This is a genomic window from Sphingomonas sp. Leaf21 (assembly GCF_916858675.1).
Lineage (GTDB): Bacteria > Pseudomonadota > Alphaproteobacteria > Sphingomonadales > Sphingomonadaceae > Sphingomonas.
The window spans coordinates 38,279-48,798 of the sequence record NZ_CAKASM010000012.1 but is presented as its reverse complement, the minus strand read 5'-3'; the positions used below and the strand labels follow the sequence as shown (position 1 = coordinate 48,798).

10 protein-coding genes are annotated in these 10,520 nt (G+C 66.4%); all 10 read right to left on the bottom strand.

Annotated features, from left to right (window positions below):
• Positions 1-1,890, bottom strand: coding sequence for a hypothetical protein (locus LRP66_RS11100; protein ID WP_230482662.1), 1,890 nt, complete (start codon positions 1,888-1,890; stop codon positions 1-3).
• A gap of 195 nt (positions 1,891-2,085) precedes the next feature.
• On the bottom strand, positions 2,086-4,104 hold the full coding sequence (gene rlxS, locus LRP66_RS11095) for a relaxase/mobilization nuclease RlxS (protein WP_230482661.1): 2,019 nt from the start codon (positions 4,102-4,104) through the stop codon (positions 2,086-2,088).
• Positions 4,105-4,614: 510 nt separating this feature from the next.
• On the bottom strand, positions 4,615-5,229 hold the full coding sequence (locus tag LRP66_RS11090; protein WP_230482660.1) for a lytic transglycosylase domain-containing protein: 615 nt from the start codon (positions 5,227-5,229) through the stop codon (positions 4,615-4,617).
• Positions 5,217-5,798 (bottom strand): S26 family signal peptidase, encoded by a 582-nt coding sequence (locus LRP66_RS11085; protein WP_230482659.1) that lies wholly within the window; start codon positions 5,796-5,798, stop codon positions 5,217-5,219. Before LRP66_RS11085 ends, LRP66_RS11090 begins: the two co-directional genes overlap by 13 nt.
• A complete protein-coding gene (locus LRP66_RS11080) occupies positions 5,795-6,025 on the bottom strand; it encodes a helix-turn-helix domain-containing protein (RefSeq protein ID WP_230482658.1) in 231 nt (76 codons plus the stop codon). The genes LRP66_RS11085 and LRP66_RS11080 overlap by 4 nt, the downstream gene beginning before the upstream one ends.
• A 127-nt stretch (positions 6,026-6,152) precedes the next feature.
• Complete coding sequence (locus tag LRP66_RS11075; RefSeq protein WP_230482657.1) at positions 6,153-6,452, bottom strand: DUF736 domain-containing protein; 300 nt, start codon at positions 6,450-6,452, stop codon at positions 6,153-6,155.
• Between the two features lie 487 nt (positions 6,453-6,939).
• Positions 6,940-7,704 carry a hypothetical protein gene (locus LRP66_RS11070; RefSeq protein WP_230482656.1) on the bottom strand — a complete coding sequence of 255 codons (765 nt, stop codon included), beginning with the start codon at positions 7,702-7,704 and terminating at the stop codon, positions 6,940-6,942.
• A gap of 180 nt (positions 7,705-7,884) precedes the next feature.
• Positions 7,885-8,289 carry a DUF2958 domain-containing protein gene (locus tag LRP66_RS11065; protein ID WP_230482655.1) on the bottom strand — a complete coding sequence of 135 codons (405 nt, stop codon included), beginning with the start codon at positions 8,287-8,289 and terminating at the stop codon, positions 7,885-7,887.
• A complete protein-coding gene (locus LRP66_RS11060; RefSeq protein WP_230482654.1) occupies positions 8,286-9,242 on the bottom strand; it encodes an ArdC family protein in 957 nt (318 codons plus the stop codon). Before LRP66_RS11060 ends, LRP66_RS11065 begins: the two co-directional genes overlap by 4 nt.
• 365 nt (positions 9,243-9,607) lie before the next feature.
• The gene (locus LRP66_RS11055) at positions 9,608-10,507 is read right to left on the bottom strand and encodes a HEPN domain-containing protein (protein ID WP_230482653.1); all 900 of its coding nucleotides are present in this window, start codon (positions 10,505-10,507) and stop codon (positions 9,608-9,610) included.
• Between the last annotated feature and the right edge of the window lie 13 nt (positions 10,508-10,520).

Here is a 10,520-nt window from a genome sequence, read left to right as displayed (position 1 = left end):
TCATACCCGTACGATCACGCGGCGCGGCTGCGCGCGGCCATCGGCATTGAGTTCGATAAAGCGCAACACAAGCTCGCCATCGCCGTCCTCGTCATCCCCATCGAGCCGGCGGCGGTTTTCGGTTTCGCGCAGCAGGCGCGCCTTGAATGCCAGTAGATCCTCATGGCATTCGAGCGAAAAGCTGCTCGGCAGCGCACCTTCGGCAACGCGGCCGAGGAACTCGAAGCGCGTCGGCGACAAGGACAGAAACACCGGCGGGATCTCGTTGCCGCGCACGAGCTTCACCATCACGCCGAACGAGCCGTCGACGGGGTCGGAAACGATGCAGACCTCCTCGCCGCCTGAGCGCGGGACCGAGATCAGCTCGTCGAGAAGTGGGCTGCGTTTCGACTGCGAATAGCTGCCCGAGGTGGCGAGCACGAGCTCATCTTGGTTCTGCACGAGCATGCCGGTGAAAATGCGGTTGAGGCCGCGCACGACCATGTTGAGCGCGGTTCGTGGCACGGCCTGGCGCGCCGCAATCTTTTCGGCGACCTCGAGATAGAGCCCGGCATAGCGAAAGACGGTGAGATCCCAGAGCGCGTAGTCGTCGACCCGTCCCTCGGGCATGGTGAAGAAGAGCCGCTGGCGCTGCGCGCGCAGCACATTCAAAAAGCCGGTGCGATCGCCATCGTCGGCGCCTTCCAAATAGGTCCGTTGCGCCATGGCATAGGCCGGTGTCGCGCCATAGACCGGGTCGTTGAGCACGAGTGCGGCATAGTCGGCGGCATGAATCGGGTCGTCCGCGCCGTAGACCAGCAGATTGTCGACGCGGTTGCTGGTTTCGGCCCCGATACCGAAGGCGTTCAGCTTGCGGAACAGCTCGGTCTTTTCGGCTTTGCTGGGCTTTAGATTCTCGCCAAAGATGTTGCGATAGATGCTGGCAAGATCGGCCTTGCCCGAGGCTGCTATCCGTGTGACATCGTCGCAGCTCATTAATCCGTCGCGCGCATCGGGGTGTCCCAGAATGGCGTTGGTGACGAGCGCCAGCAATTGCCGTACCGGGAAATGGCTGCCGTTGCGCTCGCTCAATTCGATGAGAGCGGTCAGCCGGCGCTTGAATGGATCCTCGAGCTCATCGCCGACTAGGCGGCGGCGGTTCTCGAAGATCGGGCAGCTCACATCGATGTTCGCGGCGCAGCTTTCACACCCCGCCCAGCCTTCGTGACCGGTGACCTCGTCGATGATCGCCATCGCCATCGTGGCGGCCGGCGAGCGGCTGAGGTCGGTCAGATCGAGCGCGATGCCCGGATCGCTGGTGATGCCGATCACGAGCAGATCCTCGACAACTTTGCTGACGCGTGCGATGGCGTCGGTGTCGGGGACGGATTTGAGCTTTTCGAGAAGCTGGCCGTGATTGGCGGCGAAGAGGTAAAAAGTGGTCGTCGACGGATCCGCGACATCGCGGGCAAACTCGGCAATGAGATCGCTGCTTTCATCGTCGCGCAGCTCGCTCAAGTCTTTGACGATGACGAGCGTGCGGTCGCCGAGTGCGAGCCGTTGGATCTTGTCGCCCTGGTTCCAAGCAGCGACGTCTCCGCCGAGCGCGACCCAGACCTCGCGGCAGTGATAGGTCTTACCATCGCCCGCCGTACCAGTGATGATATGCGAAACCGGCTGGTCGCCTTTGAACATCGCGACGAGTTCATCGCGCAACGGCGCCGGCAAGGTGATCGGACGAATTCTGTGCCGACGGAGTGCGCGCTGAATCGACTCGTCGTACATATTGTCGTTGGTGGGAATCGGCCCGTAGTTGCGCAAAAACCGCACCCATGCCGCCACGTTCGGATTTGCCGCCAAGCTTCGCCCCCAAGTTTCCGACATGTTCCAGCCAAAGAGCCGGTTGGTCAATGACGATCGACACTCGCTGGCCAGGTTGGGCGAGACGACTAAAAAGTTCGTGAATCTTGCGGCTTATGCGTGGCGCTGGTCCTCCTCCTCCTGGATCAGTGGTCGTCTGCTGCTCTAGAGACCCGGCATACACAAAATCTTTTCTGCGAGCGGACCAGTTTTCAGTTCGGCAGCGGATCGGCGAGTTGACATCCCTCATCCGATAGTTGGACCTGATCGTCCTCGCCCGAACTGCCAACTGATGCCGTCCGCTCGCATGATCCCCGAAGTGGCCTTGCCGATGTTGCGCTCCAGCACATCACGCCATGGTACAAGCGTGAAATCCCGCGACCGTTCGACAACGGCGTAGCTTCCGCTTTCCAGGTCAACGCGACGTGCGATCACGCCCTCGATGCGGTCCCCGTTTTGCGCCGGTTCGAACGGCTTGCCGAACTGCTGGGCGAGCCGGCCGCCGGCATCGCGCATCTCACGCCGGCCAAGCTCATCCAGCGCGCCATTGCGCAGCCGAAATTCCCGGCCTTCGCCTGTCGCCAATTGCTGCTCGATCAGCCACTGCCTCCGCGCGGCCATCGCTGTCCGCACCTCTCGCCCGAAGCCTGCATCGCGCACTGGGTCGCCGATACCGGTCGCCAGTCCCCTATCGAGCCACGTTGGCGCTTCGACCGTGGAGAGGTCGCCGACTTGCCGCGACGACAATATTGACAGCGCGACGGGGCGGTCGCGCTGCTGGCGCTGCGCAAACCCCTCGGCGCGGACAAGATGATCCTCGGGTATTGACCAGCTACCATCCGCCAACCGATCCGGTCCGGCGCCCGCGCGGCGCATCGCTTCCAGCCGCCGCACATGGCTGGCCGCGAACGCCTCGCTCGCACCGGGATCATGGCGCAGGTGCAGGTCGACCGAGTAGCGACCGCCATGGGCACGGGCGATGGTATCGACCGTATGATCCGCCTGGCTCGCCGGGGCCTTGGTCGGCTCGATCCGCACCGTGGCGCCCTCTGGCACGGATGGCGTTGCGTCGCCGCGGCCGATGTCGACATAATGGACACGACCATCGATGCCATCGATCATCATGTAATGGCGATCACGATGCTCATCGGAAAAGCCGCGGTGGATCACACGTCCAACGAGCGGTTCGCGTAACTCCATGGCGATAACCTGCTCGACCCCGGCGCGGTCGAGCCGGCGGGCGGTCAGTTCGCGCTGCATGAGCCGGATGATGTCACCGCGCTCGCCCATGCGACGCAGCGTGTCCTCAAGCCCTTCCGCCAGCCGGTAGCGGCCGCCACCCAGATCTTCGGCCAGGTCCATCGCCTTGAGCTTGCGCAACCGACTCGCCGCGATCGACTGCTGGAAGGGATCATTGTCCGCCGGCGACACGGTGCGATCGGCATCCATCCGCCGCAACAGGCGACGGTCGATCGCGGTCAACCGCTCCTGATCGACATCGTGGCGCAAGCGGTCCTCGATCTCGCGATCGGTGCGGGGGCCGAGATCGAGCGTCACCAGCTCGGACGCGCGCTCTCGCAGACCGTGCGATATATACTCGCGCGCGATGACCAGGTTGTCGCCCCGATCGTCGACGCCGCGCAGCACGATATGGGTGTGCGGGCGCTCGGTATTGAAATGGTCGACCGCGACCCAGTCGAGCTTGGTGCCGAGGTCTTGCTCGACCTGCGCCATCAGGCGGCGGACATAGGGTTTGAGGTCCGGATATTCGGCGCCGTCCTCGGCCGACACGATGAAGCGGAACTGGTGCCGGTCGCCGGCAGTGCGCCTGAGGAAATCGTCGCCGTCGGCGCGGTCGGTCTCGGGACCGTAGAGCTCGCCCGGCAGGCCCTCACGCGTGACCCCGTCGCGCTGGATGTAGCGCATGTGGGCGCGGGCGGCCTGGCCGCCTTTCCCGCGAAGCCGAATCAGGCTGGCCTTCACCACCGCCCGCCGCGCGCGCATGCCTGTAAATCGATCACGGCTCGAAAGCAGCCGGCCGACGCTCGCGCCGCGCCCGATCCGGCTGCCGTCGAAGCGTCTCGCCTTCACCCCGGTCTTCGTGCCGGCGAGCCGCGCCGCGGCGAGGATGCGCCCGCCATACTTGGTGGCGCGCTTGCCGTTCTTGCTCCGGCTCCTTCCGAGCTTCGGCTTGAAGTCGTCGTCAGGCATCGAAATGCCCCGAAGTCTCGCGATTTCGGGGCGGAAATGACGCATTTGCGCCATTCCTTGCAGGACTGTCTCGCAGCCGCAAGCGGACGTCTCCTGAAAAAAGGATGTGCAGACAATCACTTATGCAGGGTCGCGAGACACTGCCTTTATCTTGTTTCCCCTTCCTCCCTTCCTTTGCATCTCCCAGGCTCGAAAATGGGGCAGAACCGCCGCCGAGCCGCCGCCGTCTATCCCGCCAAGAAAGCTCGCGATGCGTGCGCTTCGAGCGTGATATCGTGCGCCCGGCCTGGCCTTCCTTGCCGCATGTATTCCAGCGGAACGCCGCTTCCCCGGTCGCCAGAAACCGGTGTGCCAACGCCTTGCCGGCACTGTGTCCAGACGGCCATTCCACCCAAGCGCACGATGCGTTCATCTCGCGGTCCGACGCCGCACCTGCGCCCTCGGCCATGCCCATGACGACCTTCCGCGTGGTCATCCTCACCATCGGGAACAGCGTCGGGAGGGCGGCCAAGCAGCTAGAAGGATGGTGGCGAAGTAGCGCGCCGTGGAGCGAATATGTGAGCCTCATCGCGCTCGATCCGCCTTCGACAGCGCGACAAAAATCGACGATCCGACAGCCGATTGCACACTGCTTGGATCGACCACCGGCACCTCCCTGCGCACGGCGAACAGTGATGGCGGTGGGACCTTTATCGGCACCGTAACTTGGCCGGACGGCGGCGCGACTCGGGTGAGGTAGGCCGCCGTCTCGGCCGGCAGGCGAGCGTGTCCCGCGAGATAGTCGGCATAGCGCCCCGGCCCGGCATTGTACGCGGCGAACAGGCCGGGATAGCCGAACCGATCGTACATCAGCCGCAGGTAGAGCGTGCCGGCGAGGATGTTGTCGCGCGGGTCGTCGGGATTGCCGCCGAGGCCGAGCCGGGCGCGCATGTCCGCCCAAGTGCCGGGCATCAATTGCATCAAGCCCATGGCCCCCGCCGAGGAGCGGATCGGACGCCCGTCGAGCATTGTGCGCCCACCACTCTCGGCATGCATGACGCGCTCGATCCACGAGGTCGGCACGCCGAAACGGCTCGAGGCCTCGACGATGTAGGTACGCCAGTCGGCGACCGTTTCCGCGTGCGCGGGACCAGCATAGAGGGCCGACGCGGCGACGATCCAGAGCCTCACCGCGCCCATAGCAGTCGTGCCTTGCCGACGATATCGGAGCCCTCAGTCACCCCGAAATAGCGCCCATCGAACGATGCGGGCGCGTCCATCAGGAGGAAGCGCTGGTCCCCGCGCAGCCGCCGGCACCCCGACCATTGCGGCAACGAACGCCCCGCGCGATCAACGTCCAGGCGCTCGGCGACCGGCCGCCCGTTGACGAAGACTTGGCGCCCTAGCGCGCAGACTTCGTCACCGACAGTAGCCGAGACCCGCTTCACCAGCGGCACGTTCAGGGGCACGTAGCGGCGCGTGGCAGCGAGCCGCCGATGGGGCTCGGGCGGCCGGGCGACCACCATGTCGCCAGGGTGTGCGGCAGTGCCGGGGGAAACCGCATAGAGGCCGATCGGCGCGCTGGCGCTCGCGTTCCAGACGAGGCGGGGCGCGGGCGGCAGCGCGACGGTCGACAGCACGAGAGTGATGCCGACCGCGCCGATTCCGATCCGCCGGACGCGCCGACGATGCCTTGCCTTGGCGGCGCGGAGCGTATCGTCCCAGTCAAGCAAGGGCGTGCCGACGATGCCGGTTCGACGCGCGCTCATCGTTCGAAATCCCGCCTGGCATGGTCGCGGCTCCAGCCGTCGAGGTCGTCGATATGATATTGGACGAAGCGGCTGTGGCGGCGATAGACTGGCCCCTTGCCGGCGCGGCGCAGGCGCTTCAACTGCCGGCCCGACAGCTTGAGATAGGCGGCGGCCTGGTCGGTGTTAAGGAAGGGTGAGCCACGTTTGGCGCGGTCCGCGCGGGTGATCTCGTCGTCGAGGTCCATGCTTCCGATGTCCTTCGCAAATCGGCGACCTGGGACCGGTCGCCTGGGACCCCAGGACTGCGGAATTCGGCCTCGCGGCGGGAGTGTCGGAAACCGCATCGGTGGTCTTCGACACCCCCTGGGCCGGTCAGCGGGACCAGATGAGCTTCCACTCCGCACCGTCGCCCTGCACCAGCTGTGCGTAGATGGGTGCAGGCAGCGAGGGATCGTCGATCTTGAGGCTGAGATACTCGGTGCCGCTCTCGCGTGTGGCCTTGGTCCAGGCCGCGCCGATCTCGATCGCACCGGCGTAGATGCGGTGGTCGGGCGCGCGGTCGTTGTCGCGTTCGCAGGGGCGGATCGTCGCCTTGGTGTTGAGCGTCAGGGTGCGGATGGTGCCTGCGAAGACGCCGTTGTCATCGCGGACGAAGCTGCCGATCTGTGCCATGTCACTGTCTCCTTGCTCGCGAGAGCCGCCCTCTTGCGGCCTCGACAGGCGGTCGACCGGCAGGCGCGCGACGACGCGCACCGAAGGCCGAAACGGACGTGGAGGACGGCGCAGCCGTTGCGCGGGAACAGGAGCGGGCCTGCCAGACCCGCCGTCGGCGAGGCCGTGGGAGGGCGGCTCTGGCGGGCAGGGATCAGGCGCCGAACAGGTCGGGAGCGCCGTGATGATTGACGACGAAACCCCGTTCGCGCAGCATATTGCGGAGAAAAGACCAAGGCTGAGTCCGATTGCCGACAGACCGCGTCCAGTGCGACTATTCCATGTCGACCGGTTCGATCGCCATGCGCTGCCGGAACAGCCGCTACGGGGCGGTGGACGTTAATCGCCTGGATCGCCTCAGGGGAACTCTCGCGCGACGCGGGCAGAGAAGTGGCCAAGGTGCGAAAGTCGCGCTCTGCCGGTGTGTCACGGCCCGGGTACGCCGCCGCTAGTCGTCGCCGTGCCACCACCCGCCGTTCACATGGTCGTCGAGCCGGTCGAGCTGCTCGTCGTGTTCATCGTCCCGGCGGAACTCGCGCAAGGCTTCGTCGTAGAGCGCGCGGGCAATGTCCTCCTCCTCCTCCTCAAGGAGCTGGTTCTGCTCATCGATGGCGAGCAGGTTTGCCACGCGGGCGTCGTCCTCGATCAGCTCCCAATCAATGCGGCGCGCCTCCGCGAAAAGGATCGCCTCGCCCTCGGCGAACGCAGCAGCGATGCTGTGGAATCGCGTTTCGGCGTGGCCGAGCGCCTCGCGCCATTTGGCCGCCGAGCGGCGGCGCAGGCGAAGGATGCGACCGGGATGGGGTAGCATCACGATGCGCAGGCCGGGCGCCTTGGGAAGGAGGCCGGTGTCGAACGGTTCGGCACGGCCAGGATGCTTCACGTCCAGCCAGTCGAAGAAGCACTTGGCGACCTCATCACCAGGCAGGACGATGGTGCGATGCCGGAGCCGCCCGCCGGCATGCCATGCGCCGAGCGTCATGCGAGCGGCGGCTGGGTCGACGCGCATGCGCCGTTCGCAGCCATCAGGGATCGTTGGGTTGAGGTTGTCGAGTTCGAGCCCTTCAACGAGCTCATCGACCCTATCGGGATCACCGAATACGAAGTCCGCGATCAGCTGCGTCGAGCGTGCGGTCGGTGCCCAGGACTGGTTTGGGGCGTGCTTGCTCGGGTTCATGCCCACCACGAGTGGGATCTGCGGTGTGATCGTCATGCCCGCATCCTGGAGTGCCCCGGATAACAAGCCGTTACTTTTCTCGACAGCGCGCCGCCGCCCCCGCAGCGGGGCGGCGGCGCGCGAATTTTTCCGGGGACAACCGGTGCGACCATGCCGCGCGCTTCCGCGCAGTACCGGGGAGCCGGTACGACGGCGACCGGCTCCCCTTCGTACGCGTTATCCGTCCTCCGGATCGGCGAGCGGCTTACGTCGCAACAGCGCCTCCGCCCAGATGATCGACCCGGCGCTTCGCGCGGTCGCCGCCCAGACCGAGAGCGGTGCGAGGCCTTCGAAGCCGATGTCGCGCTCGATACCGAGCCCGTAGGGCAAGCGGAGAGAGGCGAGTTCGCGCAGCGAGAAGGCACCGAGTTCGGGACAGCCGAAGCCGAGATCGGCGAGGCCGAACAGCGTGTCGCCGTCCTCCCAGAGCTCGGTCGCTAGCCAGGTTCCGGCACCCAGCGGGTTGAACAGCTTCACCACCGGCATGGGATCCGGCTCGGCCTGGCCGGCGCGCCCGGCGGCGCGGCGGGCCAGGTCGTTGGTGCGCAGGGCGAAGCGCAGGTCGGGGGTCAGGAGCGTCATGCCGCCACCCTCCGGGCTTGCGCCTCGGCATGCCGGGCGAGCAGCCAGTCGGCGGCGCGCGACGCGGCCCCGGCCGCACGGAATATGGCGCGGTTGTCCTCGCGCAGGACGGCGAGCCACGCAGCGATATAGTCGGCATGGCGGACGGTCGGCACGATGCCAAGCGCGGCGCAGAGAAAGGCTGATCCCATCTCGGCGACGAGTTCCTCGCGGGCATAGCCCGGCGTCCCGAAGGCGCTGGACAGGTCGCGACCCAGGCGCGCGTGATGGCCGGTGGCATGGGTCAGTTCGTGGAGGCAGGTCCGGTAGTAATTGACCTGGTCGAAGAAGGCCGGCTGCGGCGGCACGACGACGAAATCCTGCGACGGCGCATAATAGGCCTTGTCGCCGCCGACCCGGAACGCGACGCCGGAGGCGGCGATGACCTCCTCGGCGACCGGCACGATTTCGCGCTTGGGCAAGGGCGCCGGATCCGCGGCGAGATCGGGGGGCAGCCCCTCGCATTGCGCGGCGTTGAAGACGGTGAAGCGCTTGAGGAAGGGAACCGCGCGGGCATCGCCACCCTCGGCGAGCGCACGTTCCTTCTCCGCCTCGGGCACGAAGCGGTCGGCATAGACGACGGTCGTTCCAACCTCGCCCTTGCGGACATGGCCACCCGCCGCGAGCGCCTGCCGGAAGGTCAGCCAGCCCTGCGACGGGTAGCCCTTGGCGATGACCTCGCCCCACAGGATGAGGATATTGATGCCCGAATAGGACCGGCGGGTCAGCGCGTTGCGCGGCAGGCCGGGACCGACCCCGGAGCCATCCGCGCCCCAAGGCTGAACCCAAGGCACATGCCCCGCCTCCAGGTCGGCGATGATCCGCCCCGTCACCTCGTCGTAAAGCGACGCGCGATCCTCGCGCGCCTTCCCGTGCTCTCCCGAAACACGACGTTCATTGGTGTTCCTATGCATGTCCCGATCTCCTTTCCCCGCCCAGCATGGCTCCCCGGACAGCGAGGGGTGGGCGGCGACCAGCGACCGGAAGGCCCGGTTCGAGCGGGCGGCGGCACCGCAGGGCGAAAGGCACTGGAGCACCCGCAAGCCTTGCGGGTTGCCGCCGGCCGCGCCGGGCCTAGGCGGGCGCGCCGGCCACTCCCGCTGACCGGGGAAGCCCCGACCCACGACGCCGCCGCGCATGCGGCGACTCCATCCCCGCGCCAGTGATCGACGCCGAATGGCCGAGACGCGCCCGCGGCTCGGCGGCGTGCCGCGAGAGCACGACCGGGTGCGCCAGCGCCCGGGGCGCCAACTGCTTGCGTTACCTTGAGATCAGGCGATCAGCCCGAGGCGAGCCGTGCCTCGCAGGCATGCTTGACCAGCTGCTGGAGCAGCGCCACGCGCTCGGCCAGCCATTCGAGCTCGGCGGGCGTCACCTTGTAGTGGGGCGAATAGCGGGCGTTGACATAGGCCTGGCGGAGCAGCTCGAAGCAGCGCTGGGCAAAGCGCGTATCGCGCGGCCAGACGGCGATGAGCTCGTGGACCAGCGGCTCGGCCTGGCTGCGCAGGAAGTTCAGCTTGTGCGACTTCGGGCTGTAGAGCGTCAGGGTAAGCAAAACGGAGTGATAAAACTGCTCGGCAGCCTGATGAAACAGGAACGCGCCTTTATTCAGCATGCCGTTCCCAGCTGCGATTTTTCCCAGTTCGAGAAACTCGGACGCACTTGGAAACCACTGGTCGAAATGCTTCCGCGCCTCCGCCAGCGCGGCTTTGGGTTCAAGCGGCTTGGGCGTGACGAACGGGAAGTCTTCGACTTCGTAGAGCGCAATGCCCTGCTCGATCGCGTCGATGAAGAAGGGCCGGCCTTGCGTCAGCTGGTTGTTCACGTCCGCAAGGCTGTGAACGATGAACGTCACCGGCGCCGAGATTCGCTTCGAGATCGTCACCTCGCGGACGAACTGGTCATCCGCCTTGGCCCAGAACTCGCCGGGCTCGGTCAGCCGCTCGTCGCTGACGACGACAAGGATGTCATAGTCCGACTGGTAGCCGCCAACCGGATCGTCGACCCAGTCGCCGCGCGCATACGAGCCGTAGAGGATGACCTTGAGGATGCGGCCCTGCCGGCGCCATTTCTGCGTCGACAGTGACGTCGCCTGCTCGAACTCGGCGAACAGCACTTCGACGATCCGGTCGAGATCGCGGCGCTTCTTGTCCGGCAGGTGTTCGAGGTCGCTTCGCATCGCGGGACAACCT

Excerpts from the sequence above, each read along its gene's own strand:
- LRP66_RS11075 (WP_230482657.1), bottom strand. The coding sequence starts at position 6,452 with ATGGCACAGATCGGCAGCTTCGTCCGCGATGACAACGGCGTCTTCGCA.
- LRP66_RS11065 (WP_230482655.1), bottom strand. The coding sequence starts at position 8,289 with ATGACGCTCCTGACCCCCGACCTGCGCTTCGCCCTGCGCACCAACGAC.
- LRP66_RS11070 (WP_230482656.1), bottom strand. The coding sequence starts at position 7,704 with ATGACGATCACACCGCAGATCCCACTCGTGGTGGGCATGAACCCGAGC.
- LRP66_RS11055 (WP_230482653.1), bottom strand. The coding sequence starts at position 10,507 with ATGCGAAGCGACCTCGAACACCTGCCGGACAAGAAGCGCCGCGATCTC.
- LRP66_RS11085 (WP_230482659.1), bottom strand. The coding sequence starts at position 5,798 with ATGAGCGCGCGTCGAACCGGCATCGTCGGCACGCCCTTGCTTGACTGG.
- rlxS (WP_230482661.1), bottom strand. The coding sequence starts at position 4,104 with ATGGCGCAAATGCGTCATTTCCGCCCCGAAATCGCGAGACTTCGGGGC.
- LRP66_RS11080 (WP_230482658.1), bottom strand. The coding sequence starts at position 6,025 with ATGGACCTCGACGACGAGATCACCCGCGCGGACCGCGCCAAACGTGGC.
- LRP66_RS11090 (WP_230482660.1), bottom strand. The coding sequence starts at position 5,229 with ATGGGCGCGGTGAGGCTCTGGATCGTCGCCGCGTCGGCCCTCTATGCT.
- LRP66_RS11060 (WP_230482654.1), bottom strand. The coding sequence starts at position 9,242 with ATGCATAGGAACACCAATGAACGTCGTGTTTCGGGAGAGCACGGGAAG.